Raw genomic sequence first — 26,263 nt, forward strand, 5'->3', positions numbered from 1 at the left:
GTCTCGTCACTCTCGGGGCTGACGGAAGCGGGCTGAGCCCGTCCTGATCGCGGCTCCGCGCCGGGCGCGGAGCCGTCTCGAGCGGTCACTTGCGGTCGTCGTCTTCGTCGTCTTCGTCGTCTTCGGGCTCTTCGTCCTTGCGGCGGGCGCGGAGCTTGTCCATGAAGCCCTTGACCGCGCTTAAAGGATTCAAGCCGCCTTTCTTGGCGCCGCCGACCGGGCCCCCGCCGGAGGAGCTGCCGGAGCGCAGAATCCGCCGCCCGTTGCGGGTGGTGGAGAAGAAGCTGTCCGAGAAGGCGTCCAGATCGGTGGTGACCTTGTGGCGCGGGGCGCTGTCGAAGAGCATCTGCCCGCCGTTGGAGGCCGCGCCGAAGATCGCCGCGTCATAGGGCAGCACGAGGTCGGGATGGGCGCCGAGCACGCTGACGTAGTCCTTCAGCGGAATCTCGGGGCGCTTCTCCACGCCGACCTGATTGAGCACGATGCGCGGCGGCGGATCGTTCGGGCGCCGCGCCTTGAGCGAATCGTAAAGGCCCTTGACGTTGCGCAGCGAAGCGAGGTCCGGCGCGCCGACCAGCACGATGTCGTCGGCCAGCAGCAGCGCCTGACGCACCCAGGGCGTCCAGCCGTGCGGGGCGTCGATCACCACATAGTCGCCGCTCTTGCGCAGAACGTCGAGCAGGGAGGTGATCGAGGCCTCGTCGATCTCGACCTTCACGTCCAGAGAGCTGGGCGCCGCGAGGATGCGCAGATGCTGGTTCTCCTCGATCAGCAGGCGCTTGAGCTTCACGTCGTCGAGCTTGTCGCCGTCGGCGAGGGCGTCGAGGATGCTGCGCGTGGGATCCTGATTGAAGTCGAGCCCGGCGGTGCCGAATTCGATGTCCAGATCGAGGATGATCGTCTCCTTCTGACGCCGCCGCGCGATGGCCGCGGCCACGTTATGCGCCAGAGTGCTGGAGCCCACGCCGCCTTTGGAGCCCACGAAGGCGAGGATCTTGCCCATGGGCGCGGTGGCGGGTCCGGCGTAGATCGCCGAAATCGCGTCGATCACCTGCATCGGCGAGGAGGGGGTGACGATGTATTCGTCCACGCCCTGACGCTTCAGCTCGCGATAGAGCGTCACGTCGTTGGAGGGCGCGGCCACCACCACCTTGGTCGAGGCGTCGCAGACCTCGGCGAGCATCTCCAGCTCGCTGAAGATGCCGAAGCCGCCCTCCGAGCTTTCGACGATCAGCAGATTGGGCGTGCTGGCGTCGCTGTAGGATTTGGCCGCCCGCGCCACGCCGCCCATCGAGACGGCGAGGCTGGTTTTGACCATGCGGCGGTCGGCGGCGGCGCCGCGCAGAGCGTCTGCGAAGCTCTCCGTCTCGCAATAGGCTTCGATGCTGACGCGAGGGATCACGCCCTCGATCGGCGCGAAGGCCTCTTCGGAGGTCTCGGCCGGACGGGAGGCGGATTTAGCTGTGGCGGAGCGGGCCATGAAAGTCTTCTCCTGAAGCGACCGTTAATTGCCGATCATCGAGGGGGCGCCGGTCTGGCCGCGGGCGCTTTGCGTCGTCTCGCCCTTGCGCCAGTCGTCGAGCACGCGCTCTTCGCGGGCCCAGTCCGGCGCGGTCATGGGCTGGGGCCCGGTCAGATCGGAGGGATAGGCGACTTGCGCCGCGATGTTCACCGAGGTCGCGCAGCCGAAGCTGGAGGGAGGGCGGTTCGTGCGGTCGAGGCGGATGTCCTCGGAATCCGGCGGACAATGCGCGGTCGCGCCGAGCGGGTAGGTCTCCCAGGGCTGGAGGGCCTGCTCCGGCCCGTTGGGGACGGAGCCGCCGACGCAGCCGGCGAGGAGGAGGGCGAGCGCGCTTGCGAGCGCCGCGGGTTTCAGGCGTTCAGACATCACGCTCTCCGTCAGTTCATGATGAAGCCGAGCGGCGCGCGCAGGGCGGCGCGGGCGGCGGCTGGGTCGTAGGGCCCGGCGCCGTAAGTCGCCTGAACGCGTCCGAGCAGATAAAGATCGGCGTCGCTCGGCGGCGCGTAGCCGTCGGTGGGCAGGGCGAAGGCTTCGGGAGCGTTGGGGCGCACCAGATAGGGCGTCACGAGGATCACCAGCTCCGTCTCAGAGCGTTTGAAGTCGCTGGAGGAGAAGAGGCGGCCGATGATCGGCAGGCTTTTGATGCCCGGCAATCCGGCGTGGTCGCCCGCGTCGCGCTGCTGAATCAGGCCCGCGATGGCGATGGCGCCGCCCGAGGGCGCTTCGATGACCGTGTTGGCGCGCCGGATGGCCATGCCGGGGATGGTCACGGAGCCGACGATCAGGGCGCCCTCGTTGGTCAGCTCGCTGACTTCGGTGGCGATCTTCAGGCTGATGCGGCCGTTGTCCAGCACCACGGGGGTGAAGTCCAGAGCCACGCCGAATTTGCGGTAGTCGTAGCCGACGTTCCCGCGCTCGTCGAGGGAGACGGGATAGGGGAATTCGCCGCCCGCGAAGAAGCTGGCGCTCTCGCCCGAAACGGCGGTCAGGTTCGGCTCGGCCAGAAGCCGCGCCACGCCATGGCGCTCGAAGGCGCGCACGAGGCTGGAGAGGGTGAAGTCCGCCACGGTCGCGCTGAGGCTCGCGGCGAGGCCGCCGCCCACCAGGCTGTTGACGTTGAAGGGATTCTCCAGGGTGATGCTCTGGGCGGGGCCGCCGATTCCGCCGCTGCCGCCCAGATTCACGCCGAACTGCTTGACCACTTCGCGGCGCATCTCGGCCACGCGCACCTTGAGCGTGACCTGATTCTCGCCGGCCACGGCCATGCGGTCGATGAGCTCCACGTCGTCGCTGGAGATCTGGACGCCGCCGGCCGCGTTGACCGCCGCGACGCCCTGACGGACGAAGCGCCGGATCTCCTGAGCCTCGCGCAGGCTGGAGGCCTGTCCGCGCAGGATCACCTGCCCGAGCATGGATTCCAGCCGCAGATTCGAGCCGGGGAAATTGGCGCGCAGCGAGGCCTCCAGCGTGCGCAGATCGGCCTCGACGCGCAGCTCCAGATTCAGGATCTGGGCGCCCTCGTCGTCGAAGACGAAGATGTTGGTCTGGCCGACCTTCAGCCCGTAGAGCAGAATCTGCCGGTTGGTGCGCAGCGTGGCCGAGGCGATGCCGGGATCCGCCACCACCACCTCGCGCGCCGGAGCCGGAAGCTTGAGCAGCGCCGTCTTCGAGACGTGAACCACGCCGCCCTGAGAGGCCGCGCCTTCGCCGCCGATCTCGATCAGGGAGGGGCCGTAGACCCCATCCTGAACCATGTCGGCGCCGTAGCCGGTCATGCGCGAGAAAAGTTCGGCGCCGGGGCGGGTCTCGGCCCGGTCGAGGTAGTAGTCGGGCGCGACGAGCGAACCCGTCTCCAGAGCCCCGGCCGGCTGGGCCGGGCCCGACTGGAAAGCGGACTGGCCGGGATCCCAGACCGGGCCGCTCAGGCCGGAGGAGAAGCCCACCGGCGCGGAGGAGCCTTTGAAGGCGTCGGCCAGAGCGGGCGCGCAGGCCAGAGCGCAGGCGGAGAGGACGGCCGCCGGACTCAGGCGGAGGATGCGGACGCGAAGCGTCATTTCGAGGTCTCCTCGGTCGCGGGGGAGGCGGCGGGCATGGTCGGCACGGCGGCGGCGGCGCCGCTGCGCACCACGAGCAGGCGCGGCGGCGGAAGCGCGAGGGGCGCGGCGGCGGGAGCGGGCGACGCCGCGGACGCCTCCTCCTTGGGCGGCGCGGCGCCGAAGCGGGCGCGCATGGCCTCCTGAGTCTGACGGCGCACCTCTTCGAACTGAGCGCGCTTCTCCTCGGCCTCGGCGATGAGGCGCGCGGCCTCCTGACGCAGGTCGAGATGGGTGCTCGGCATGATCTTGTCGACGTCGCCGCCGAAAGCCGTGCTCAGCTCTTCGAAGCTGAGCAGGCTCAGGGTGATGAAGCCGCGCGACTGCTGGGCGATCTGACGCGCCAGAGCCATCAGCTCCGCCTGATCGGGGGTCACCTCGATGGTGGCGGTGGCGCCGACCACCGAAGGCTGACGCACGCCCTCGCCGAGGACCTGGTCGATGGCGAGGATGCGCACATGGCGCATGATGGTGTCGGTGCGGTTCTCGGAGATCTGGCGGTTCACCACGCCGGTCTCTTCGTTCACCATGTCGATGGTGAAGGCGCGGGTCAGCAGAATGTCCACGTAGTCGCCCGGCAGAATGAAGCCGCCGGCGCCCGTCACGTCGGAGATGGGAAGGCTGATCGCGCGCATGCCTTCGCGCACGATGCCCGACATCAGGCCGCCGCCCTGAAGATCGAGGATCTTCGACTGGGTCAGCGGCTCGCCTTGCGTCAGGCGGGTGCGGGTGACTTTGGCGGTCACTTCGTCCAGAGCCTGAGGCCGCGCGCTGCGGGTCACGAAGGAGCCGGCCAAAGCGTCGGTGGGCCAAGGCTGCCAGCGGACGTCGCCGGGACGCAGGGTCTCGCCGATGCGCACGTCGCGCGACACGACCAGCACGTCTTCGGTCCGGGGGACCGGCGGAGCCTCCGGCGTCGCGGGGCCCGCCATGACGGGTTGCCGCGGCAGGGCCGCTCTGCTGTCCATCGCGCTCCGCACCAGCCACATCGTCGCCATGGCCGCCAGACAGGCGCAGAGTAAAATGAAAATCCTGACGCCACGCACGCTGCGTCTCCTCTTGCTGACGAGAGGCCTGTGTGGCCCGCCGCATGACTTCGCCGGTTATTGGAGTCCGAATCCGGACTTCCGATCGGTCCAAGGACTATGCGCGTCTTGTCCTAAAATTGTTTTAGGAGGCGCCGCGAAGGGATGGTTTCGCGCAAGAGGGTTGGAATTCCGGCGCGAATCAGGGAAAACGACGGCGGAGGTTCTTTTCTGGACCTCGTCCGAGCATCGCCGTCGTCTTCGGCGCTCCCCTCCTTCCGCGCGGGCCTCCGGCCGGGCGCAAAGGGAGAGCGTCCGCGGCGCGGCCTCAATTCGGACGGATTTCGCCGCGATCTCCGGTCGTTCATGGACCGGAACAACCTAATGAGGTCACCCTGTGAGGATCGTCGCCCTGTTCGTCGTCGGCGCCGCCTTTGTCGCGACGGCCGCCGCCACAACCGCGGTCGCCCAGGACGCCAGGACGCGTCTGATGGAGTCGCGCTTCTGGAGCGCCTTCAAAATGCAGCCGGCCGAAGGCTCGGTCTGCTGGGCCGCCACCACGCCCACCCAGTCCAACTACTCCCAGAATCCGGGAACGGTCGGCGAGACCTTCCTGATGGCCTCCTATCGGCCGCGCGCCGGAGTCTCGGGCGAGATCAGCATCATCTCGGGCGTGCCCTTCGACGAATCGCGTCCCGTGACGGTGCAGATCGGCCGTTCGAGCTTCACCCTCTTCGCCGTGGGCGACGGCGCTTGGGTCGAAGGCGAACAGGAGGAGCGCCGCCTCTTCAGCGCCATGCGCGGCGGCGCCTCCGCCATCGTGACCGCGGGCGTGACGGGCGGCTCGCGGGTCGAGCACACCTTCTCTCTGGCGGGCTTCACGGCCGCCTCCAACGCGGCGCAGGCCGCCTGCCGCTGAAGGCTTCCCGCCTCCCGGCGCATGGGTGGGCGCCGGAGGACGCGGAAGCGGAAGGATCGCGGAGCGGCGGCGCGCGAAAAGGGCGTCGCCGCTGATTCGCTCTTGAAACGGGCCTTAAACGGGCCTCAGGCGCGCCGGAGTCCGGAGAGGCTTCCGGAGAAGCTCCCGGCGGGGCGGATCGCGCCCACGACCTCCGAACGGCTGTTGCGAATCGGCGGCTCACGGAGGGATTCCGTCAGAGCTTCGGCGCCCTTCGTCGCGCCGAGCGCGGTCAGGATCGCCGCCAGAGCCGATTCCGCCGCCCGATTCGCGCCGTCGTCGATCTTCAGCGCCAGACCTACGCCGCGTCCCGGCAGAATCGCCGTGAAGACGCCGTCCGCCCCGACCTTCACCACAGCCTCCTCCGGCAGAGCCTCGGTCAGCCGCGTGCAGGCCCGGCCCTCGCCCGCGATGAGGAAGGGATGGGCCTTCATCGCCCGCCTCAGACGCAGCTGGGCGGCGTCATGGGAATCGCCGTCTCCGGCGGCGGCGAATCCGGCCATGGCCCGGGCCACTCCCGCCAGAGAAGCCGTGAAGTTCGGCGCCGCGCAGCCGTCCACGCCATAGGCGGGAACCGCGTCCTGACCCGTGGCCTCGGCGAAGGCCGCGCCCACGGCGCGCTGAGTCGGGGCTTCGGGATCGAGGTAATCCGCCGGAGCCGCCTTCAGATGGCGCGTGAGGGTCAGGAAGCCGCCATGCTTGCCCGAGCAATTATGATGCAGTCGGCAAGGCTTCTCGCCGGTTCCGCGCAGACGCTCGGCTTCGGCCTTGTCGCTCGGATCCTGCGGGCCGCAGCCGAGATCGGATTCGCCGAGGCCCAGACGCTCCAGCCATGCGGAGACCCGCCGCACATGCTCATGCGAGCCCTCATGCGAGGCGCAGGAGAGCGCCAGATGCTCCGAAGTCAGGCCATAGGCTTCGGCGGCGCCTGAGGAGACGAGCGGAATCGCCTGAATCATCTTCACCGCCGAGCGCGGGAAGATCCGGCGCTCGACGTCGCCGAGGGCGAAGATCAGCTCTCCGTCCGGCCCGGCCACGGCGACCGCGCCGCGATGGAGGTTCTCCGTGATCTCGCCGCCTTTGCGGTCGCGGCGGGTGGTTTCGACGAGGATGGGGTTGACGGAATCGGACATATGGAGGCGCCTCCCTGAAAGTCGCGCGCGATGTTTTGCGCAAGGAGCGCAGGCGCGCTATATTAAGCCTTCAGACGGCGGGGGCCAGAGGCTCCGCGCCCTTTTCGTCTTTCGCATTCCGGAGATTCCGCCCATGACGCCCGCTCAGGCCGTCGCCCTTCCCTCGACCGCGCCGCAAGCCGAGGCTCTGGCGCCTGATTTCCGCGTCGCGCCGCGCAAGGTCTCGGATTCGGCGAACAACCTCATCGGCATGACCCGCGAGCGCATGCTTGAGGCCCTGATGGCCTTCGGCATGGACGTCAAAGCCGCCAAAATGCGCCGCGCGCAGATCTGGTCCTGGCTTTATCAGCGCGGGGCCCGGAATTTCGACGAGATGACCAATCTCGGCAAGGGCCTGCGGACGGAGCTCGCTCAGGCCTTCCAGATCGCGCGCCCCGAGATCACCACGCGTCAGATCAGCTCCGACGGGACGCGCAAATATCTCCTGCGCATCGAGGGCGGCCATGAGGTCGAGGCGGTTTACATCCCCGAAGAGGATCGCGGCACGCTTTGCGTCTCTTCTCAGGTGGGCTGCACCCTGACCTGCACCTTCTGCCACACCGGCACGCAGAAGCTGGTCCGCAACCTCACCCCGGCGGAGATCGTGGGTCAGGCTCTGGTCTGCCGCGACGATCTTGAAGAATGGCCGCGCCCCGGCGAGAAGATCGACGACCGTCGCCGCATCACGAACATCGTGCTGATGGGCATGGGCGAGCCGCTTTACAACCTCGACGCCGTGCGCGACGCCATGGCCATCGTCATGGACGGCGAGGGCTTCAGCCTCAGCCGCCGCCGCGTGACGCTCTCGACCTCGGGCGTGGCCCCGGAGATCTTGCGCGCGGGCGAAGAAATCGGGTGCTTGCTGGCGATCTCGCTGCATGCGACGACGGATGAAGTCCGCGATAAGCTGGTTCCGATCAATAAGAAATGGAACATCGAGACTCTGCTGAACGCGGTGCGGGCCTATCCGCGCCTCTCGAACTCCGAGCGCGTGACCTTTGAGTATGTCATGCTCAAGGACGTGAACGATTCCGACGCCGACGCCCGACGGCTGGTGCGGCTGATCGCGGGGATCCCCGCCAAGATCAACCTCATTCCCTTCAACCCTTGGCCGGGCACGATCTACGAATGCTCCAGCTGGGAGCGGATCGAATCCTTCGCCGAGATCGTCAATCGCGCGGGCTACGCAAGCCCGATCCGCACGCCGCGCGGCCGCGACATCCTCGCCGCCTGCGGACAGCTGAAGTCGGCCACCGAGCGGGCGCGCAATCCGCGCCGGGCGGGGGCCGCTCCGGAGGCCGCCCAAGAGGCCGAAGCCTCCTGAGCGGCGGAGGGCTTGAGAGCGCTTTCCAGCGAAGCTGACCAAGCTTCGCGTCGCGAAAGCGCGATGAAATAAAGACTTGGAGCGTTTGAACGACCCAATTGGGTCGGAAAGCGCTCTAAGCCGGCTTCGAGTCGAAGACCACGAGATCCACGCCGCCGGTGGCGAAATTCGGAATGTCGCCGGCGGCGGCTTGTCCGTCCGGCGTGGCGAGGCCCGCCTGCAAGGCGGCCAGCGAGTCGAATTCCAGCACGGCCACCTTATAGACGTCCTGCGCTCCGGCGACGGCGGTCACGGGGCCGTCGCTGACCGTATAGCCGCGCAGGCCGGGGATCTTGCGGGCGAGAGGCGCGTGAGTCGCCGTATAATAGGCGTCGAACGCGGCCTTATCCTTAGGCGTCTTATAGAAAGCGACCAGACGAGCCATAGGGTTTCCTCCTGATTTATCTTCATTGAAGCTCTCCGGAATGGTGAGGGGGCGGCTCCGAAGGGTCAAGCGCTCCCGGCCCCGACCAAGGTCCGCCGCAGACCAAAGCATGAGGCGCCGCCGAAGCCTTGAGCCTTGGCGGCGCTTTGGGGTTCAGCGGTTGTCGAGCTGCGCCCGCACGGCCTTCAGCCCCTCCGGCGAGATGCGGTAGGGGCCGCCGTTCCGCGAGGCGATCAGCCTGCGGCGGCGCAGTTTCCGAAACACCGCCAGCGTGCAGTCGGCGAGGGTCCAGCCTTCGCGCGTGACGCATTCCGCCGCGAAGACGCGGCCTTTCTCTTGTTCATGGCGGATGACGCCGCCTTGCGCGAGCGCATGGAGCGTCCGTTGTTCGAGCTTTGAGATATTCATGGAGAGGTCCGGGATTCGGCATGCCGAAATTCTCCGAAGCGCGAGGCTCCGGAGGCGAATCAGGCCGACGGCGCGAAAGACGCGGCGTCAGCGGCGGATCGCAATCCCCGACATCTATGCTCCTCTGGCGCGGCGGGCCCCGATGGGGCGGCCGTGAGGATGAAAGAAGGCGCGAAGGATGATCCTCCGCGCCTTCGGGGTCAAGTCCGGATCTGCCGGAGCCTCTTAGCCGGGGCCTTTGCGGGCGGCGGCGATGAGCTGCTTCACGCCGTCGAGGGCGCCTTCGGCGGCGTATCCGGCGTCTTCGCCCCAGGCGCCGTCGAGGGCGCCGCGCGGGACTTCGTTCTCTTGCAGCACCTGCCCGACGCCGCCGCCGAGCGCGTCTTCAAGCCGCCAAGTGATGCTGATCACGTCGCCGCCGGAGCCGGGCTTCTTCTCGACCTGTCCCGCGAGGACCATGGCGCCGGGGGTGCCCTCGGGGACGATGCGCTCGCCCGCGCTGATGAGCAATTGGCGCAAAGCCGCGCTCAGGCTGCGGTCGCCGTCGCCGGGGGCGCCGAAGACGCCCCGGAAGGCGATGGGCGCGTTGGCCGTCGAGGCGATGGGCGTCGGCGCGCCGAAGCCTCCGCCCGCGGAAGGCGCCGGAGCCGGGGGAGGGGGCGCGGCGGGCGCCGGAGTCGGAGGCGCATAGGTCGGGGCGGGCGCGGGGGGCGGCGCCGGCTGCGCGACGGGCTGGGGTTGGGGCTGGAGGATCGGCGGCGCGGCCGGTTCGGGCCGGACCGCGACGAGGGCCGTCGGCGGGCGCGTGGCCGGGGACGGCGCGGAGACGGGAGGCGCCCCGACCGGCCCGAGCGAGAATCCGCCGCTCTGCGCCAGAACCGGAGCCGCAGGCGGCCGGGCGGGCGTCGGCGCAGGCGCCGCGAAGCTCGGGGCGACGGCGGCGGGCGGCGGCGGCGGACGGGAGACCGGCGCGGCGGGCGCAGGCGTCGGAAGGGAGGGCGCGAAGACGAGAGGCGCGGAGGCGGGCGCGGACGCCGGGCCTGAAGCGGGGCCCGGGCCGAAGGAGACGGCGCCGCTGCGGATCGGGGCGGGGGCGGGCGTCGGGGCGATTCCGCCCGAAACGCCGCCCGAGAGTCCGCGCGCCAGACGCTCGGCGCTGCGGCGGCCCACGGCGACCAGAGATTCGTCGCTCAAAGCGGACCAAGGGTCGATTCCCGGCTGAGCGACGAAGGCCTGACGCTCGAAGGCCTGATCCAGCGTGCGCCCGACGGAATCCATCAGCCGCCATTCCAGCAGCAGCGCGCCGCCTTCCAGAAAGGCGCGGCATTCCAGCCGATAGCTCTGGGGCGCGGCGGAGAAGGCCGCCTGATCCACCCGCAGCCCCAAGGCCGAGGACATCGCCTCGCGGATGACGTAGCCGCGATCCTGCGGCGCGCCCTCGACGGGCAGCACCGCGATATGGCGTCCGGCGGGCGTGACGAGCAATTCCGCTCCGAGCGGCGGGGCGCTGAGCTGCGGCGTCGCCACGATGGAGGGCGGCTTGACGAGCGTCGCCGGGCCTCCGGCGAAGGGATGGACCGGCGCCTCGGGAATGGCGGAGCGGCCCCGGAAGAGCGATTGCGTGAATTCGCATCCGGTCAGCGTGGTCGCGGTCAGCAGCGCCAGCGCCAGAGGGCGAAGACGGACAGGGCGCGAAGCGGAAGACGAAGGACGGTTCATGGCGGCGCCTATCCTCGAAAATGCGGTCGGAGCGCCGCGAAGATAGGCTCAAGAGCGTTAACCGGTCGTTGACCGGACTTGCGCGGATTTTCATCCGAAAACCGCGCGGAGCGCGCCAAGATCCGCCCCCGGCGAAGGATTCCGCCGCCGGAGCGGCCTCGGAGCCTCGCCTTCAGGCGGGGTTCAGCGCGATGGCCGACAGCTGGCGCCCATAATCGGGCTCGCCCCAATGGAGCGCGCGGCGATTGCTGAAATAGGTCATGGCCCCGCCGTAGGTGCAGAGCCCGAGCGCCTGCGCCTGCCCGACTCCCGCCCTCTTCAGCCGCGCGAGGACGTAGCCCGGCAGATCGAAGCGCCAGCGTTCGGGATCGGCGTGGTCTTCGGCGAAGAAGGCCGCCGCCTCCGCCCCGCTTTCGAGAAACTGGGCGCGGAACTCCCCGGAGACCTGATAATTGCGCTGCGAGATGCAAGGCCCCACCACGGCGCGGATGCGTCCCCGCTCGGCGCCGAGCTCGGCCATGGCCTCCACCGTCGCCTCCAGCACGCCGCCGAGCGCGCCTTTCCAGCCCGCATGCGCCGCCCCCACCACCCGCGCCTGACGATCGGCGAAGAGGATGGGCGCGCAATCGGCGGTCAGGATTCCCAAGGCGATCCCCGGAACGCGCGTGACGAGGGCGTCGGCCTCCGGCGCCTGATCGGGCGCCCAAGGCGCCTCGACGACCACGGCGGCCGCGCTGTGGATCTGAAAGGCGGAGACGAGGGCTTCGGGCGGCGCGTTCAGGGCTTGGGCGACCCGGGCGCGGTTTTCGGCCACTTGTTCGGGGCGGTCGGCCTTGGCGCCGCGTCCGCATTGCAGAGAAGCGTAGATTCCTGAGGAGACGCCGCCCTCTCGCCCGAAGAAGCCATGGCGGATCTCGGGGCGCTCCAAAGGGGCGGCGCGCTGGAAGGGCGGATGAAGCATAGGACGCTCCTCTTGCGGCGAATCGTCTTTCTCTAGACCTTCCGTCGGGAGGGCGTCCAGCCTCGCAGGGGCGCTGAGGGCTCAGGAGGGGTCCGAAAGGCGGAGGAGGCCCCCGAAACGCAGAAAATCCGTTTCTTTTTCGCCGCGAATCTGTAATTTTCTTTCAAAGATCAGGTCCAAACCGCTCTGGAGGGCGGCGGAGCCCAAGAAAATCACAAGAGGCGTCCCGATCCGCGCGGATCGGGCGCGAACGGAGCCGATATGCCGGGCGTCAAACTCGATCCCATCGACCGCAAGATTCTCGCCGAGCTTCAGGCCGACGGGCGCATGACCAACGTCGACCTCTCCCAGCGCGTGGGGATCTCCGCGCCGCCTTGTCTCCGGCGCATGAGGGCGCTGGAGGAGGAGGGGCTGATCCGCGGCTATCACGCCGACGTGGACGAGCGCGCTCTCGGCTTCGACGTGATGGTCTTCGCGATGATCGGGCTGAAAAGCCAGGCGGAGGAGGATCTCGAAGCCTTCGAGGCGTTGGCGCAAAGCTGGCCGCTCGTGCGCGACTGCCATATGCTCAACGGCGAGATCGACTTCATCCTGCGCTGCGTGGCGCCCAATCTCTCGACCTTCCAGAAATTCCTGACCGATCATCTGACCTCGGCGCCCAACGTGGCGAGCGTCAAGACGCGCCTCGTGATCCGCACCGCCAAGCGCGAGCCCGGCGTGCCTTTCGAGCTGCTCGATCAGACCACCTCCGTCTGACGAAGAGGGTCGGGGAGCCCACGAGGCCCCACGAAGCCCCCCCCGGGGCCCCCGAACCGCGCGCCGCCGCGAGGCCGGGGGCCTCCCGTCCTCAGGCGAGATGCTTGCGGAACCAATCCAGCGTGCGGGACCACGCCAATTCGGCCGCCGCCTCGTCGTAACGGGGCGTGGAGTCGTTATGGAAGCCGTGGTTCGTCCCCGGATAGACGTAGCCCTCGTAGATCTTGCCCTCCGCCTTGAGCGCCGCCTCATAGGCGGGCCATCCGGCGTTAACGTTGGGGTCGGTCTCGGCGAAATGCAGCAGGAGCGGGGCCTTGATCTTCGGGACGTCCGCCGCCGGCGCCTGACGCCCGTAAAAGGGAACCGCCGCCGCCAGTTCGGGATAGGCGACCGCCGCCGCGTTGGAGACTCCGCCGCCATAGCAGAAGCCCGTGATTCCGATCTTATCGGTGGTCAGGTCGCTGGCGAGCAGGAATTCAACGGCGGCGAAGAAGTCGTTCATCAGCTTGGCCGGATCGACCTGCTGCTGAAGCTCGCGGCCTTTGTCGTCATTGCCGGGATAGCCGCCGACGGAGGTCAGGCCGTCGGGGGCGAGGGCGACGAATCCGGCCTTGGCGAGGCGCCGGGCCACATCCTCGATATAGGGATTGAGGCCGCGATTCTCATGGACCACCACCACGCCCGGAACCGGCCCCGTCGCGCCGGTCGGGCGCACGAGATAGCCCCGGACTTCGCCATGTCCGTTCGGCGAGGGATAGCTGATATATTCGGGCAGGATCGCGGGATCGGTGAACTCGACCTGCTGGGCGAGGGCGTAATCCGGCGAGAGGCTGCTCAATAAAGCGGCGGCGGTGAGGCCGCCGAGGGCGAATTTCCCCGCGCGGTCGAGGAACTCGCGCTTGGTGATGCGGCCATGGACGTAGAAATCATAGAGTTCGAGCAGTTCGGGCGGGAAGTCCTGAGCCGTGAGGCGGGTCGCGGCGGCTTGGGGGACCGGAGCTGTCATGAGGCGTCGTCTCCCTGATCTCTGATCTGAGCGGACAGCCTACAGGCGGGCGCGGCCCGGCGCCCTTCAAGAAAAGGAGAGCGGAGGATTCCGCGCATCCCGTCCGATCGTTCCCGACTGGTTCCTTGGTGGACATTCGCGCCGGTTCCCCCGATAGTGCGGACCGGACGACAGGAGCAGCGATCATGGCAGAGTTGACCGGCGCGAGCGCCGATTTAAGCGCTTTTTTGGACGATCAAAAATTTGGCTGCGTGATGGCGGATCCTCCCTGGAGGTTCACCAACCGGACGGGCAAGGTGGCGCCGGAGCATAAGCGGCTCGCCCGCTATCCGACCATGGAGCTGGACGAGATCTGCGCTCTGCCCATCGCCAAGCATCTTGAGGCGCGGGCTCATTGCTATCTTTGGGTGCCGAACGCCCTTCTGCCCGACGGCCTTCAAGTTCTGAAGGCTTGGGGCTTCGAATATAAATCCCACATCGTTTGGGAGAAGATCCGCAAGGACGGCGGTCCCGACGGGCGCGGCGTCGGGTTTTATTTCCGGAACGTCACGGAGATCCTCTTGTTCGGCGTGCGGGGCAAAGACGTGCGCACGCTCGCCCCGGGCCGCTCTCAGGTGAATTTCATCTCGGCCGAGGAGCCCGGAGCCGAGGAAGGCCGCGTCGGGCCTGACGGCGATCTTGTGAAGACCCGGAAGCGCGAGCATAGCCGGAAGCCCGATGAGCAATATCAAATCATCGAAAGCTGCTCTTGGGGGCCCTATCTTGAGCTCTTCGGCCGCGGGCGGCGGGAAGGCTGGACCGTCTGGGGCAATCAGGCCGACGATGATTATAAGCCCACGTGGAAGACCTATTCGCATAACTCGGCGACCGATAACCTCACGACTCCCGCCGAATGAGCTTGGTCCGAGCGGTCGGGGCTTCCCGGCCGCTCGTCCGGAGTTTTGAGCGAGGGCGGGGAGAACCGGCGCCCCTCCGCCCTCGGCTGAGGCCGATCTATTCGAGGATCGCCGACGAGGGCAGGCCGATCAGCAAAAGCGGACATGGATTGCCGACGCCCCGATTGACGCGCTCCACCAATTTGCTCCAATGCGTCGTGGCTTGGCCGAATTTATCCTGCACGAATTGTCGGGCGAAGGCTTGGGGATAGGGCGTTTGACGCTCGACGAAATACTGCACGGCCTCGCGTTGACGGGCGGTGCGCTCCTTCATCTTGAACAGCTTGACCATTTGGTCTTCGTCGAGGACGCCGTGCTTCTTGAGGCATCGCTCCACCATATCGGTCATGCCGGCCTGAAGGCTGGAGCCGCGCGTGATGATGACGCCGATGCTGATGGCGCTCTGCGCGTGAAGCCGCTGGAAATTCTCAAGGTCGCGGTCGAAGAACGGATCCTTGTTGTTCCATTCGATTTCAAGAGCGATGCGGCCGGCCCCGGCCTGACGGACATGGTCGATTTCGTGGCTCTGGGAGACGGTTTCGTCGCCGTCGACGCTCAAAGTGAACCGAAAATTATGTTTCGGCCACCCCGCTTCGTAAAGGTGCTTGCGCAGGCGCTGCGTGGATTGGGCCTCGCCGCCCCCGGATCCGATCAGCTCCTCGACGGGGATGGACAGCTCTAGAAGAGCTTCCTCCAGTTCATGGACTTGGTCCGGAAAATCGACGCTGAAGATGGCGCCTGCGTGATTGCGGATCGCGATATCGAAACCGCGGTCGCGAAGCTTGTCGAACATGCCGGATTCCTCATTGCGCGGCGGGAGGATAGCAGCCGGATCCGCCCGGATCCAGCTGGAAGGGGGGGCATGGAGGGCTTGGATCCCGCGGTCGCCGAGGATTGCCCCGCGCCTCCCGACCCCCTAAGCAGGGCGGAGAATTTTCTCCTGCCTTACGGATGCGCGATGCTGACAGGAATGATCCGCACTCAAGTCGATCAGATTTGGAACGCCTTCTGGTCGGGAGGCGTCTCTAATCCGCTCTCCGTCATCGAGCAGCTGACCTTTCTGATGTTCGTCAAGCGTCTGGACGATCTCCAGACGGTCGAGGAGAGCAAGGCCGAAGCTCTGGGCCGCCCTCTGGAGCGGCGGATCTTCCCGGAAGGCGCCGATCCCAAAAACGAGCCTTATGAGAATCTCCGCTGGTCGCGCTTCAAGAATTTCGAGGCCCGCGAGATGATGCGCGTCGTGGACGAGCATGTCTTTCCCTTCCTGCGGGCTCTGGGCGAAGAAGGCTCCTCCTACGGGCGGCATATGAAGGACGCGCGGCTGGGCTTCTCCAACGCGAATCTGCTGGCCAAGGTCGTGCAGATGCTCGACGAGCTGCCGATGGAGGGCCGCGACGTCAAAGGCGACGTCTATGAATATATGCTCGGCAAGATCGCCAGCGCGGGGCAAAATGGGCAATTCCGCACGCCGCGCCACATCATTCAGCTGATGGTCCGCCTGACGAAGCCCACCCCCGCAGACATGATCTGCGATCCTGCGGCGGGCAGCTGCGGCTTTCTGATGGAGGCGGGGGAATATCTGCGCGAGGCCCATCCCGAGATGCTGCGCAATCCCGAACAGCGGCGCCATTTCCATGAGGCCATGTTCCACGGCTTCGACTTCGACGCCACCATGCTGCGCATCGGGGCGATGAACATGATTCTGCACGGCGTCGAGAACGCCGAGGTGGCTTATCGCGACAGCCTCGCCGAACCGCAGGACTCCGACGCCGGGCGTTATTCTCTGATTTTGGCGAATCCGCCTTTCGCGGGCTCGCTGGATTATGAGACGACGGCCAAGGATCTGCAGAAGCTCGTCAAGACGAAGAAGACCGAGCTTCTCTTCGTGGCGCTGTTCCTGCGGCTGCTGCGGATGGGCGGCAGGGCTGCGGCCATCGTGCCGGACGGCGTTTTGTTCGGCTCCTCCAAGGCGCATAAGGATTTGCGCCGCGCCCTGACCGAGCATCATAAGCTGGAGGCGGTGATCAAGCTGCCTTCGGGCGTCTTCCGGCCCTATGCGGGAGTCTCCTGCGCGATTTTGCTCTTCACGAAGACGGGCGTGGGCGGCACGGATCAGGTGTGGTTCTACGACATGGCGGCGGACGGCTTCAGCCTCGACGACAAGCGCGCGCCGCTGCTGGACCCGGAGAAGCTGGGGCCTTCTCCGCGGACGCCTCTGAGCGAGGAGGAGCGGGCGAAGAACGATCTGCCGGATATTCTGGCGCGCTGGGGGGATCTGGCTGCGGAGGCGGCGCGTCCGCGGACGGCGCGGAGCTTCATGGTTCCTCTGGCGGAGATCGTGGCGACGGGGAGTTGGGACTTATCTTTGAACCGCTATCGCGAGATCGAGCAGGCGGAGGTCGCGCACGCCTCTCCCGCCGAGATCATCGCCGAGCTTCGCGTATTGGAGGCCGAAATCTCCGAGGGCTTGGAAAAGCTTGAGGAGATGCTGAAGTGAAATGGCCTGTCGTCGCTTTGGGGGAGGTGGTGGAGATCAACCCTGCGGGGCCTCGCGCGGGCGAGATGAGCGAGGAGGAGTTGGCGGATTTCGTGCCCATGGCGTCCGTGTCGGAAACTGGAGCTATGTCCGTTCATGAGCGTCGTTCCTATGCGGAGGTGCGCAAGGGCTTCACCATTTTCAGGAATGGGGATGTTCTCCTCGCCAAGATCACCCCTTGTTATGAAAACAACAAGATCGCCAAGGCGGTCGTGACGACGGCTTATGCTTTCGGCTCCACTGAGTTTCACGTCTTGCGGCCGCACGCCTCAAAACTTGATGCGGATTATCTGACCTATTTTCTGCGGCAGGATCATATCCGCGCCGCTGGCGAGCGCCGCATGACGGGCAGTGGGGGGCAGCGCCGAGTTCCCAAGGCTTTTCTGGAGGACTTGGAAATCCCCCTTGCGCCCCTTTCCGAGCAGAAGCGGATCGCGGGGATTTTGGATCAGGCGGACGCTTTGCGTCGTCTGCGCGCCCGCGCTCTCGACAGGCTCAACGCCCTCGGACAAGCCATTTTTCAGGAAATGTTCGGGGAGGCGTTGGCCCGAGATTTCATTGCGTTCGGCGATGTCGTTGAGGAGTTCCGCTATGGAACCTCGAATAAATCTGGAAATACAGGTTTGCCGACACTTCGCATCCCAAATGTGATTGGTGGCGGCATTGATACAACTGAGATCAAGACGGTTGATATAAATGACGCCGAATTGAAGCGGCTGCGCTTAAGAGATGGGGACATGCTTTTTGTACGTACAAATGGGAATCTTGAACATGTCGGGAGGTGCGCTGTGTTTACAAAAAATGCAGTTTCAGAGTTTGATCAGAAAGATGATTGGATATTTGCCTCTTACCTAATTCGTGTTCGTCTTTTATATTGCGCTAATTCTATGTTCGCAGCGATCTATTTTGCTTCGAGGGCTGGACGCGCCGCAATTCGTGAGCGTTCTAAAACCTCTGCGGGTCAATTCAATATAAACACCGAAGGATTAGCCTCGCTTCCCTTTCCTAACATACCGCGGGCGCAGCAAGATCGCTTCGCCAATGCGCTCGCTTCCCTTGAACACACTAGATCACCTCTGAAAATTTCGGCTGCAAAGATGGCTGAAAATTTCTCCTCCCTTCAGCATCGGGCTTTTCGGGGCGAGCTCTGATTCCGAAATCCCCCGTCGGCGCCGCAGAGCCCTCTTGCAAGCTCCGCCTGCGGCCGCAAGAATGTTCGCGGGCGAGGAGCGCCCTCGACGCCTCCGCCCTTCTCAGCCTTCCAGCCTCAGGAGCGGCGCGTGAGCCAGTTCGCTTTTCTCTCCGCCGATTTCCCCGACCTCCTGAGCCACGCCGCCAAAGCCGAGGCCCTCGCGCTTTCGGATCCGCGCGGCGCCTGTTTCTGGGCGCGCCTGACGCTGGAGACCGCCCTCAAATGGCTCTATCGCAGCGAGCCCGCCCTGAGCCATCCCTATGGCCGGGAATTGGCCGTCCTCATCGCCGAGCCGAGCCTGACCAAACTCGCCGGGGTCGCCGTCGTGGCCAAGGCGCGCTATGTCAAGGATCAGGGCAACCGCGCCGCTCATGACGGCTCGCGCCCCCCCGACGCGCAGGACGCCGCAACCGCGCTCCGCGAGCTGTTCCATATCTGTTATTGGCTCGCCCATACCTACGCCGTGAAGCTCCGCCCCGATCCGGCTCAGGTCTTCGATCCGGCGAAGCTGGAGAAATCCCTCACCATCTCCGCCTCGACCGTCGCCCAGATCCTCAAGCTGCGCGAGGAGCATGATCAGGCCGCCCGAAAGCTGGAGGAGGCCGAGAAGGCCCGCCGCGCCTCCGAAGAGGGCCGCAAGGCGCTGGAGGCGGAGCTCGCGGCGCTGCGCGCGCAGATCGCCGAATTCCGCCAGCTCAACACGAAGGCCGCCGACGTCCATGATTATAACGAGGCGGCCACCCGCGACGCCTTCATAGATCTGCTTCTGGCCGAAGCCGGATGGGCGCTGGATCAGCCGCGCGACCGCGAATTTCCGGTCAGGGACATGCCGAACGCCTCGGGCGCGGGCTTCGTCGATTACGTCCTCTGGGGCGCCGACGGCAAGCCTCTGGCGGTCGTCGAGGCCAAGCGCACGAAAAAAGACGCCCGCGTCGGACAGAGACAGGCCAAGCTCTACGCCGACGCTCTGGAGAAGGCTTACGGGCGCCGTCCGCTGATCTTCTACACCAACGGACATGAGCATTGGTTCTGGGACGACGCGCTTTATCCGCCGCGCGCCGTCTCGGGCTTCCTCAAGCGCGACGAGATGGAGCTGCTGATTCAGCGCCGCGCCTCGCGCAAGCCTCTGGCCGAAACCTCCGTCGATCCGCAGATCGCCGGGCGTTATTATCAGGCCCGCGCCATCCACCGCGTCGGAGAGGCTTTCGAGAAGGACCGTCGCCGCAAGGCTCTGCTCGTCATGGCGACGGGCTCGGGCAAGACGCGGACCGTCATCGCGCTGATCGACCAGTTGATGCGGGCGAATTGGGTCCGGCGGGCGCTGTTCCTCGCCGACCGGGTGGCGCTGGTGCGTCAGGCGCATAACGCCTTCAAGACGCATCTGCCTTCGGCGCCGGCGGCCAATCTGCTCGACGGCCATGATCCGGCGAAGAACGATCAGAAGAGCGCGCGCGTCCTCTTCTCGACCTATCCGACGATGATGGGCCGCATCGAGGAGATGGACGAGAGCCGAAAACGCTTCGGGCCGGGACATTTCGACCTTATCGTGATCGACGAGGCCCATAGGTCGATCTATCGGAAATATCGGGCGATCTTCGAATATTTCGACGGGCTTCTGGTCGGCCTGACCGCCACGCCCCGCGACGAGATCGACCGCGACACCTATGGGCTCTTCGAGCTTGAGCGCGGCGTCCCGACGGACGCCTATGACCTCGAAGACGCGGTGAAGGACGGCTATCTCGTTCCGCCGAAAGGGATCTCCGTGCCGCTGAAGTTCCAGCGCGAAGGGGTCGCCTATGATCAGCTCTCCGAGGAGGAGAAAGCCGAATGGGACGCCCTCGACTGGGATGAGGAGGGCGTCGTGCCTGACCGCGTGGAGGCGGGCGAACTCAACAGCTGGCTGTTCAACAAAGACACCGTGGATAAAGTCCTGCTCCAGCTGATGACGGAGGGGATCAAAGTCGACGGCGGCGACAAGCTCGGCAAGACCATCGTCTTCGCGAAGAACAGCCGCCACGCGCATTTCATCGTCGAGCGCTTCGACGCCAATTATCCGCATCTGAAGGGCGAATTCGCGCAGGTGGTCGATTACTCCATCCCCTACGCCCAGAGTCTGATCGATGATTTCTCGGACTCCGAGAAAACGCCGCAGATCACGGTTTCCGTGGATATGCTCGACACCGGAATCGACGCGCCGGACGTGGTGAACCTCGTGTTCTTCAAAGCGGTCCGCTCGAAGACGAAATTCTGGCAGATGGTCGGGCGCGGAACGCGTCTGCGCCCCGGCCTCTTCGGCCCCGGAGAAGATAAAACCGAATTCCTCATTTTCGACTATTGCCAGAATCTCGAATTCTTCCGCGCCGAGCCGCAAAGGATCGCGTCTTCCGCCGCGCCTTCCGTCAAAGAGCGGCTGTTCCGGAGCCGCCTCGATCTGCTCGGCGCGCTGGAGACGGCGGAGACGGAGCCCAGCCTCGCCGAGGAGATCCGGACGCGGCTTTTCGATGAAACGGCGGGGATCAACCCCGAAAATTTCGTCGCTCGCCCTCATCGGCGCCTGATTGAGCGCTATCAGGACCGGGGGGCGTGGAGGAGGCTCGACGCCGAGGCCCGGAGCGCCCTCGCGCGGGATCTGGCGGGCTTGCCGACCTCCTTCCGCGACGAGAGCCCGCCCGCCAAAGCTTTTGATCTGCTGATCCTCACAGCCCAGCTCGCCCTTTTGCGCGAGGATCCGGCTCTGGCGCGGCTGCAGCTCCGCATTCAGGGCTTCGCCGCGACTCTGGAGACGCTCGCCAATGTGCCCCTCGTCGCCAAAGAGCTGACGCTGATTCAGGAGATCCAAAACGCGCCTTATTGGGAGAGCGTCACGCCGAGCCTGCTGGAGGAGGCCCGGCGGCGCCTGCGCAAGCTGGCGGAGCTGATCGAGCCTCAGGCCCGCAAGATCGTCGTCACCGATTTCGAGGATGAGATCGGCGCGGGCGCGACGGTCGATCTGCCTCAGCTCGGGAGCGGGATCGACAAGGCCAAATTCAAAACGAAGGTCCGGAGCTTCCTCGACGCGCATCAGGACCACATCACGATTCTGAAGGTCCGCAGAGGCGAGCAACTGACCGCTCAGGATCTCGCCGAACTGGAGCGCATTCTGATCGAGAACGGCGCCGCCGACGCGGGGACCATCGCCAAGATCAAGGCGGAGGGCGGCGTCGGGCGTTTTTTCCGATCGCTCGTCAAACTGGACCGCGCGGCGGCGAAGGCGGCCTTCAGCGACTTCGCCGCGAAGCGCCAGTTGACGGCGACTCAGCTTGAGTTTTTGGATCTGACGATCGACAGCCTGACGGAGAACGGCGTGGTCGATCCGGGGGCTTTTTACGCCAGCCCCTTCACGGATCTGGACGATCAGGGCGTCAGCGGCGTCTTCGACAAAGAGGCCGCTCAGGAAGTCATCTCCATCGTGCGGCGGTTGAACGAAGCCGTGGCGGCGTGAGCGGATGAGGGCTCGGATCCGACAGACGCGATTCTCCGGAGGGGATCGCGCAAAAGCGCGTTGATGTTCCAGAGCCCTCTGTTCAGGGCGCGCATTGCGGGGAAGGGCCGCTGAAAATCCCTCGCCGGAGGCGGGGGGTCTGGAGCGATTCTAATACATAAATAAAAACAGTGTTTTATTGAGATATGTGGCGGGCCGAAGCCGAAGAAACCGAGAACTACACCTACGCTATACCCCCCCTAAGTGACTAATGAAATGCGGTCCCGGCGCTTGTGCGCCGGGGCTTTGTCACTGGCCGCCCTCCGGCTCACTACAACGAAATGTGGAAGCGCGTTCCCTCCGGGCCGACGCGGCTGCCGCCGCGACCCTGCCCGAAAGCCACAAAGGGCGTTGCCCTCGCGCCAGCAAGGTAAGTGGAACCGTCCGGGGCGGTATCCCCGGCCTTCCGCGCCCCGAGGGGCTTGTGCAGGCCGGGTGATCCCCCTCCACCCCGGCCGCCCTTGCTCGTTGCTACCCCAGTCTCGGCGACGGCCAGAAGGTCAGGCGCGGCGTTCCGCTTCGCTGACCTTCAGACCCGAGGATCAGAGACATGACCAACGTATCCGACAGCAGCCCCCGCATCTATGTTGCCTGCCTTGCAGCTTACAATAGCGGCTTTCTGCATGAAGTTTGGATCGACGCGGATCAGGACGCCGACCAGATCAGGGACGAGATTGCCGCGATGCTTGCCCGTTCCCCTGTCGAGGACGCAGAGGAATACGCCATTCACGACTATGAGGGTTTCGAGGGCGTCAGCATCTCCGAATATGCTGGCATCGACAGCGTGGCGCGGATGGCCGCTTTCATCGCAGAGCATGGCGCACTCGGCGCGGGCCTGCTGGAGCAGTTCGGCGGCGACACGGACCAAGCCGAAACCACCTTGCAGGACTGCTATCATGGTCAGTTCGCCAGCCTCGCCGATTACATCGAGGAATTGACCACAGAGAGCGTCACCATCCCCGAGGCGCTGCATTACTACGTCGATTGGGCGGCGATGGCGCGCGACGCTGAAATGAGCGGCGATCTTTTCACTATCGAGACCGCGCACGGCGAGGTGCATGTGTTTTCCAGTAGGTGAAAGCCGCATCGCCTTCCCCGCCCGATTGCGGGCGGGCGTCTCGCGGAGTCATTGAAATAGTGTTGAGCGAAGAATAACCAACAATGATCGTGTTTGCCGCTCAAGGTATCGGCCTTGAGCGGGTTCTATTACTTCCCCAAATCCTTGACCCTCTCCAGTCCGGGCGTTGCTCTGCGCGCCTCGGTTTTGGGAGGTGACGCCATGCTGTTAAGCATCGACTGGCGGTCGTCGGCGGCATACAGGCACGCGAAGCACATACCGGCCGCCGGTTTCGCTCGGGAATATCTTCGCCGAAATGACGAGTATCGTCATGATTTCCAGACCATCGCACTGACCGGACAACCCGGCAGCCGCGAGCTTGAAGCGTTCGCGCAACGCTGGGGGTGCGATTTCCCAAACGACCCCAACGTGCCGCATGATAGGCAACCGCAGTTCTGGAATCCGAGCCTGCAACCGCAGGCCGTGATGCTGTCGCCGGTCGATCACAAGGACGACGACACCGAACCGATATTGACGTTGGCGCATCTTGACGGCCTCGACCTGCGCCGCGCTGCCGATGGCTGGCACGGCATCTGGCAGGTGGATAGCGTCGCGCATCAATTCTGGCTGCCCGAGGCGGTGCCCGACGCTGCCGCGTTTTATGCCGTCATGCTGCCGATGGATTCGTTTCTGGAGCTACGCACGCACGCGGCACGCCGCTTCTGGCGATCCCTCAACGGCCGCGCGCCCGGTCCCGACTTTCGGGCGATCCCCGCCCAGCTACGGCAGTGGCATATCCTGTCCCTGCGCGCGCTCGACGCCCGGTTGCGCGGCGAAAGCTATCGCACCATTGCCGAAGTGCTGCTCGGCTTTTATGGCTCAAAGGAGGATTTCGAGAACGACCCTTGCAAGAACAAGGCCCGACGCCTGGTCGCGCATGGGATCAAGATGATGCGCGGCGGATATCGCCTGCTGCTCCACTATCCGATAAAGATCGGAACGAATAGATAATGATGCAATGCCAAGCGCTTCAGCTAAACACGACGGTCGTGTAGCAGGCGCTCAATTGGAAAGTCGGCACCTCGATTTCCGACACTCATAAAACGCGGCACGTTTAGAAGCTCTACCCCACAGCTTGCTCCGCAGGCAAACTATCAGCAAGTCGCTCCGCAAGTGCCACAGCAACCGCTTGGAATGTCGAAACATAACTATAAAATATCTCGGGTCCAGCGGAACTTCCTGCATTCAATGAGTGCGCAATATCGTTCCTCATCTCCATGAAATCATTTACTGAAGTAAGGAAACGACTGTGAACCTTTCCTTTATCTTCTTCCCCAAAATGATCTTTCATTTTCTCGTGGTCACATATCTTTAAGCATACGTCTGAAAGATCACATATAGAGAAAACAGCATTAATTTCTGATGGTCGCATGTTGTTCTCATTATGAATCAGAGAATCGTAAATATCCTGCGAAACGTCACCTCCTAAAAAGGCCCATACTGAATCAAATTTAGCCCGAGATTCTGCCGATATGTGCTCTAGGGAAAGTGGCGTTCCTCCGGTGTCTATTTTCGCGCGAGCCAAATTCTCAAGCGTCCGCTTCCAAGCGGTTGCTGTCAACTTCTTAGGAAGCTTCTTTGGATCACTGGTGCGAGAAACAACGTCCCTAGCAAATTGCCGGCCCAACTGCCGAACAAATTCCTCAAAGGTGGCAGCTAGAAGCAGGGTAGCCGAATTCACCGACGCGACGCGGGCCTTTGCGGAGGAACCGCTACTGTGCGCAGCCTGAACGAGATTTGACAATGCAGCCAAATCAGACAGAAAGTCTTCTGCTATGAGATCATATGAGGTCGCCACGGCTTCCTCACGCAGGATGATGAAGAATATCTTGAAGTAGCTCTATCCTATCCCTAACCGATTCAGCAGTATTGCCACGACCAACAAGTATTTCATATTTATCGTCATCAGCGATAGCTGACTGTATCCTGCCTGCAATTGCAGCTTTCTCCGACTTAATCAAATCCCTCTTTGCCCACAGTCGATTGATCGCTACCATTGCAGCATCATAAACCGCAGCAGATACGCGCTCCCGACCATCGGTTCTGGACGCAACAGAGAACGGCCTTCCATCAAAAATTTCATAAAGGAACTTGAATTGCTCTTTGTATTCCTCTCGGGCGATTGCGGCTTCTTCAGGAGTCATGCGAACCTCCATTGCGCGGTCAAGCATGGATTTCATTGACCCTCGAATGTTGGCATCGTCTTTCAGTGCAAAGTAACGAAGGACAAGTTCGCAATCCTTCATCGTGCTATATAGACTATTCTTTTGTCGTTCTGGATTGATATAATAGTCCTCCGGGTCTTTCTCCGTATAAGGAGGAATGCCAAATACATCAGTAAATAGACTGTATCGACTTAGTTCAATAATTGCCTCATTTAGAGGGCCAGGATTTTGAGCGTTCCTTAGCTCTTGCGCGTTGAGTTTCATACCCCCGGTGTTGAGCCTGTCAAAAACTAAGCGCCTGATATCTGTGAGGCCGAGTGACCCCTGCCCGGAAATTTCAGATTCACTCTCCATCAGGAGAACGATGGCAGAAATACTTGCTCGGTCTAAGGTTCTTTTTACCCGAGGTGGAGCCTTCGGATAGCGAATTCCGTTAAGTGGAGAAAGGACTTTCAATCCTGAAAGAGCAAATGACCCCGAGAAAAATTCTCGGATAGTATTTAATCGTTGCTGCCCATCCATAACCTCATACCGGGCCGCATCGCTTTCGTAAAAAAACACCGGAGGTATTGGAATGTTGAGAAGAAGGGACTCTATAAGCCTTGATTTCTGTGCGGTCGTCCATCGAAGCCGCCGTTGATATTCTGGGTGAAGGTTGATTGCTTCCCGCCTATCAATCATATCCCTGATCTGTGGAAGCAGAAAATTATTGGTCTGATAAACAACGCGAAATGCGTTCTTTGCCAAGAAGTCATCAGGGTCGCGGGAGTCGATTGCAACCGGAGCGTCATCCGGTTCTTCTGTCTCGCCGAGATCAACATCAACGCTCATGTTCAGGCCCTTGCAAGCTATTTTTTTCTTGTCTAGACGATCTTTTTCAGGCCCGTCTAGCGTGTTGTGCTCCCACATAGCCGAAACGCCGCCTCATGGTAAGCGTAGGCCCTCGTTTCTTGCAGCCGAAGCCGTCCGCGGCGGCACGTATTGGCGTCATGCTCAGGGGCTGTTGCCTGCCGCCTGCTCCAGAATCTTCCGATAGCCCTCACGCGACAGCCATTGCGCGCGTTGGAGATGGCTTTGCCAGCAACGGCGGGTGCGAAGTTCATCGGCGACCGGATCACGGTGCAGCACGATCTGCGCGACTTCCTTCCAGTCCGCGCGCTCGGCCTTCGCGTCGAGAAGGCGCAGATAGGTCACGTAATGCCGTTCGTCATAGACGGTTATCGTGTCGCCGGTTGGCGCTTCGTCATCCACATCGGGATCGAGTTCGACGGGAACCCGCATAGTCATTCCCCGTATCCGAGAGAGCTTTGTCTGCGGTGCGCCCCCGCAAACGATTCTCTCTGACTCTTGGTGATCGGGGAGTTCGAAACCGTCACGAAACGGCCCCATGGCCTTTAGCTCGGAAAGCCTGTTGTATACGCCACAGGCTC

General features: G+C 64.2%; 23 protein-coding genes. 9 read left to right on the forward strand and 14 right to left on the reverse strand.

The genetic code is table 11. The annotated features are described in order from the left end of the window. Window positions 1-85: 85 nt before the first annotated feature. From B161_RS16320 to cpaB, 4 genes are read right to left on the reverse strand one after another with little or no spacing between them, the layout of a single operon-like run. Window positions 86-1,480, reverse strand: coding sequence for an AAA family ATPase (locus B161_RS16320; protein WP_018631743.1), 1,395 nt, complete (start codon window positions 1,478-1,480; stop codon window positions 86-88). A 24-nt stretch (window positions 1,481-1,504) separates the two neighbouring features. Next, window positions 1,505-1,888: a CpaD family pilus assembly lipoprotein gene (locus B161_RS0102320; protein WP_018631744.1), complete on the reverse strand. Its 384-nt coding sequence runs from the start codon at window positions 1,886-1,888 to the stop codon at window positions 1,505-1,507. A gap of 11 nt (window positions 1,889-1,899) precedes the next feature. Then, complete coding sequence (locus tag B161_RS16325) at window positions 1,900-3,576, reverse strand: type II and III secretion system protein family protein (protein ID WP_018631745.1); 1,677 nt, start codon at window positions 3,574-3,576, stop codon at window positions 1,900-1,902. After that, window positions 3,573-4,661, reverse strand: coding sequence for a Flp pilus assembly protein CpaB (cpaB, locus tag B161_RS18500; RefSeq protein ID WP_157755503.1), 1,089 nt, complete (start codon window positions 4,659-4,661; stop codon window positions 3,573-3,575). Before cpaB ends, B161_RS16325 begins: the two co-directional genes overlap by 4 nt. 469 nt (window positions 4,662-5,130) lie before the next feature. Between cpaB and B161_RS0102335 the strand changes: the two genes are divergently transcribed. Continuing rightward, on the forward strand, window positions 5,131-5,559 hold the full coding sequence (locus tag B161_RS0102335; protein ID WP_157755504.1) for an invasion associated locus B family protein: 429 nt from the start codon (window positions 5,131-5,133) through the stop codon (window positions 5,557-5,559). Window positions 5,560-5,684: 125 nt separating this feature from the next. Here B161_RS0102335 and B161_RS0102340 read toward each other — a convergent pair whose 3' ends face one another. Beyond that, the gene (locus B161_RS0102340) at window positions 5,685-6,731 is read right to left on the reverse strand and encodes an asparaginase (protein WP_018631748.1); all 1,047 of its coding nucleotides are present in this window, start codon (window positions 6,729-6,731) and stop codon (window positions 5,685-5,687) included. 133 nt (window positions 6,732-6,864) lie between these two features. On the opposite strand from B161_RS0102340, the gene rlmN reads away from it, so the two are divergent. Beyond that, complete coding sequence (gene rlmN, locus B161_RS0102345) at window positions 6,865-8,094, forward strand: 23S rRNA (adenine(2503)-C(2))-methyltransferase RlmN (protein ID WP_018631749.1); 1,230 nt, start codon at window positions 6,865-6,867, stop codon at window positions 8,092-8,094. Window positions 8,095-8,209: 115 nt separating this feature from the next. On the opposite strand, the gene B161_RS0102350 is transcribed toward rlmN, so the two are convergent. The 4 genes from B161_RS0102350 to pgeF form a co-directional block, all read right to left on the reverse strand. Further along, window positions 8,210-8,518, reverse strand: coding sequence for an EthD family reductase (locus B161_RS0102350; protein WP_018631750.1), 309 nt, complete (start codon window positions 8,516-8,518; stop codon window positions 8,210-8,212). Between the two features lie 153 nt (window positions 8,519-8,671). Beyond that, entirely contained in the window at window positions 8,672-8,926 is a 255-nt protein-coding gene (locus B161_RS0102355) for a YjhX family toxin (RefSeq protein WP_018631751.1), read from the reverse strand. A 225-nt stretch (window positions 8,927-9,151) separates the two neighbouring features. Continuing rightward, window positions 9,152-10,645, reverse strand: coding sequence for a hypothetical protein (locus B161_RS19480; RefSeq protein WP_040788903.1), 1,494 nt, complete (start codon window positions 10,643-10,645; stop codon window positions 9,152-9,154). 172 nt (window positions 10,646-10,817) lie between these two features. Next, window positions 10,818-11,606 carry a peptidoglycan editing factor PgeF gene (gene pgeF / locus B161_RS0102365; protein ID WP_018631752.1) on the reverse strand — a complete coding sequence of 263 codons (789 nt, stop codon included), beginning with the start codon at window positions 11,604-11,606 and terminating at the stop codon, window positions 10,818-10,820. Window positions 11,607-11,867: 261 nt separating this feature from the next. On the opposite strand from pgeF, the gene B161_RS0102375 reads away from it, so the two are divergent. After that, window positions 11,868-12,362: an Lrp/AsnC family transcriptional regulator gene (locus B161_RS0102375; RefSeq protein ID WP_018631754.1), complete on the forward strand. Its 495-nt coding sequence runs from the start codon at window positions 11,868-11,870 to the stop codon at window positions 12,360-12,362. A gap of 91 nt (window positions 12,363-12,453) precedes the next feature. Here B161_RS0102375 and yghX read toward each other — a convergent pair whose 3' ends face one another. Next, the gene (yghX, locus tag B161_RS0102380) at window positions 12,454-13,368 is read right to left on the reverse strand and encodes a YghX family hydrolase (RefSeq protein WP_018631755.1); all 915 of its coding nucleotides are present in this window, start codon (window positions 13,366-13,368) and stop codon (window positions 12,454-12,456) included. A 185-nt stretch (window positions 13,369-13,553) separates the two neighbouring features. Here yghX and B161_RS0102385 point away from each other — a divergent pair, with 185 nt between their 5' ends. Then, complete coding sequence (locus tag B161_RS0102385) at window positions 13,554-14,264, forward strand: MT-A70 family methyltransferase (protein WP_018631756.1); 711 nt, start codon at window positions 13,554-13,556, stop codon at window positions 14,262-14,264. Between the two features lie 97 nt (window positions 14,265-14,361). Here B161_RS0102385 and B161_RS0102390 read toward each other — a convergent pair whose 3' ends face one another. Next, entirely contained in the window at window positions 14,362-15,096 is a 735-nt protein-coding gene (locus tag B161_RS0102390) for a BglII/BstYI family type II restriction endonuclease (protein ID WP_018631757.1), read from the reverse strand. 165 nt (window positions 15,097-15,261) lie between these two features. Here B161_RS0102390 and B161_RS0102395 point away from each other — a divergent pair, with 165 nt between their 5' ends. From B161_RS0102395 to B161_RS0102415, 5 genes are all read left to right on the forward strand, one after another. Further along, entirely contained in the window at window positions 15,262-16,800 is a 1,539-nt protein-coding gene (locus tag B161_RS0102395) for a type I restriction-modification system subunit M (RefSeq protein WP_026310137.1), read from the forward strand. After that, on the forward strand, window positions 16,797-17,990 hold the full coding sequence (locus tag B161_RS16340; protein WP_018631759.1) for a restriction endonuclease subunit S: 1,194 nt from the start codon (window positions 16,797-16,799) through the stop codon (window positions 17,988-17,990). The genes B161_RS0102395 and B161_RS16340 overlap by 4 nt, the downstream gene beginning before the upstream one ends. A 129-nt stretch (window positions 17,991-18,119) precedes the next feature. Further along, on the forward strand, window positions 18,120-21,512 hold the full coding sequence (locus B161_RS0102405) for a DEAD/DEAH box helicase family protein (RefSeq protein WP_018631760.1): 3,393 nt from the start codon (window positions 18,120-18,122) through the stop codon (window positions 21,510-21,512). A 589-nt stretch (window positions 21,513-22,101) separates the two neighbouring features. Further along, window positions 22,102-22,629: an antirestriction protein ArdA gene (locus B161_RS0102410; protein ID WP_018631761.1), complete on the forward strand. Its 528-nt coding sequence runs from the start codon at window positions 22,102-22,104 to the stop codon at window positions 22,627-22,629. A gap of 201 nt (window positions 22,630-22,830) precedes the next feature. Next, the gene (locus B161_RS0102415) at window positions 22,831-23,619 is read left to right on the forward strand and encodes a DNA -binding domain-containing protein (RefSeq protein WP_018631762.1); all 789 of its coding nucleotides are present in this window, start codon (window positions 22,831-22,833) and stop codon (window positions 23,617-23,619) included. Window positions 23,620-23,731: 112 nt separating this feature from the next. Here B161_RS0102415 and B161_RS19485 read toward each other — a convergent pair whose 3' ends face one another. The 3 genes from B161_RS19485 to B161_RS0102420 form a co-directional block, all read right to left on the reverse strand. Then, window positions 23,732-24,466 carry a HEPN domain-containing protein gene (locus B161_RS19485; protein WP_157755505.1) on the reverse strand — a complete coding sequence of 245 codons (735 nt, stop codon included), beginning with the start codon at window positions 24,464-24,466 and terminating at the stop codon, window positions 23,732-23,734. Between the two features lie 7 nt (window positions 24,467-24,473). Next, window positions 24,474-25,742 (reverse strand): DUF262 domain-containing protein, encoded by a 1,269-nt coding sequence (locus tag B161_RS19100; protein ID WP_083922824.1) that lies wholly within the window; start codon window positions 25,740-25,742, stop codon window positions 24,474-24,476. Between the two features lie 84 nt (window positions 25,743-25,826). Then, a complete protein-coding gene (locus tag B161_RS0102420) occupies window positions 25,827-26,114 on the reverse strand; it encodes a DNA -binding domain-containing protein (protein WP_018631763.1) in 288 nt (95 codons plus the stop codon). Window positions 26,115-26,263: the final 149 nt, after the last annotated feature.

The organism is Neomegalonema perideroedes DSM 15528, from assembly GCF_000374145.1.
In the GTDB taxonomy this organism is placed as follows: domain Bacteria; phylum Pseudomonadota; class Alphaproteobacteria; order Rhodobacterales; family Rhodobacteraceae; genus Neomegalonema; species Neomegalonema perideroedes.

What these genes read in the sequence shown, in the direction of transcription:
- B161_RS16320 (WP_018631743.1), bottom strand. Translation starts at nt 1,480, where the DNA reads ATGGCCCGCTCCGCCACAGCTAAATCCGCCTCCCGTCCGGCCGAGACC.
- B161_RS0102320 (WP_018631744.1), bottom strand. Translation starts at nt 1,888, where the DNA reads ATGTCTGAACGCCTGAAACCCGCGGCGCTCGCAAGCGCGCTCGCCCTC.
- B161_RS16325 (WP_018631745.1), bottom strand. Translation starts at nt 3,576, where the DNA reads ATGACGCTTCGCGTCCGCATCCTCCGCCTGAGTCCGGCGGCCGTCCTC.
- B161_RS0102335 (WP_157755504.1), top strand. Translation starts at nt 5,131, where the DNA reads ATGGAGTCGCGCTTCTGGAGCGCCTTCAAAATGCAGCCGGCCGAAGGC.
- B161_RS0102340 (WP_018631748.1), bottom strand. Translation starts at nt 6,731, where the DNA reads ATGTCCGATTCCGTCAACCCCATCCTCGTCGAAACCACCCGCCGCGAC.
- rlmN (WP_018631749.1), top strand. Translation starts at nt 6,865, where the DNA reads ATGACGCCCGCTCAGGCCGTCGCCCTTCCCTCGACCGCGCCGCAAGCC.
- B161_RS0102350 (WP_018631750.1), bottom strand. Translation starts at nt 8,518, where the DNA reads ATGGCTCGTCTGGTCGCTTTCTATAAGACGCCTAAGGATAAGGCCGCG.
- B161_RS0102355 (WP_018631751.1), bottom strand. Translation starts at nt 8,926, where the DNA reads ATGAATATCTCAAAGCTCGAACAACGGACGCTCCATGCGCTCGCGCAA.
- B161_RS19480 (WP_040788903.1), bottom strand. Translation starts at nt 10,645, where the DNA reads ATGAACCGTCCTTCGTCTTCCGCTTCGCGCCCTGTCCGTCTTCGCCCT.
- pgeF (WP_018631752.1), bottom strand. Translation starts at nt 11,606, where the DNA reads ATGCTTCATCCGCCCTTCCAGCGCGCCGCCCCTTTGGAGCGCCCCGAG.
- B161_RS0102375 (WP_018631754.1), top strand. Translation starts at nt 11,868, where the DNA reads ATGCCGGGCGTCAAACTCGATCCCATCGACCGCAAGATTCTCGCCGAG.
- yghX (WP_018631755.1), bottom strand. Translation starts at nt 13,368, where the DNA reads ATGACAGCTCCGGTCCCCCAAGCCGCCGCGACCCGCCTCACGGCTCAG.
- B161_RS0102385 (WP_018631756.1), top strand. Translation starts at nt 13,554, where the DNA reads ATGGCAGAGTTGACCGGCGCGAGCGCCGATTTAAGCGCTTTTTTGGAC.
- B161_RS0102390 (WP_018631757.1), bottom strand. Translation starts at nt 15,096, where the DNA reads ATGTTCGACAAGCTTCGCGACCGCGGTTTCGATATCGCGATCCGCAAT.
- B161_RS0102395 (WP_026310137.1), top strand. Translation starts at nt 15,262, where the DNA reads ATGCTGACAGGAATGATCCGCACTCAAGTCGATCAGATTTGGAACGCC.
- B161_RS0102410 (WP_018631761.1), top strand. Translation starts at nt 22,102, where the DNA reads ATGACCAACGTATCCGACAGCAGCCCCCGCATCTATGTTGCCTGCCTT.
- B161_RS0102415 (WP_018631762.1), top strand. Translation starts at nt 22,831, where the DNA reads ATGCTGTTAAGCATCGACTGGCGGTCGTCGGCGGCATACAGGCACGCG.
- B161_RS19100 (WP_083922824.1), bottom strand. Translation starts at nt 25,742, where the DNA reads ATGTGGGAGCACAACACGCTAGACGGGCCTGAAAAAGATCGTCTAGAC.
- B161_RS0102420 (WP_018631763.1), bottom strand. Translation starts at nt 26,114, where the DNA reads ATGCGGGTTCCCGTCGAACTCGATCCCGATGTGGATGACGAAGCGCCA.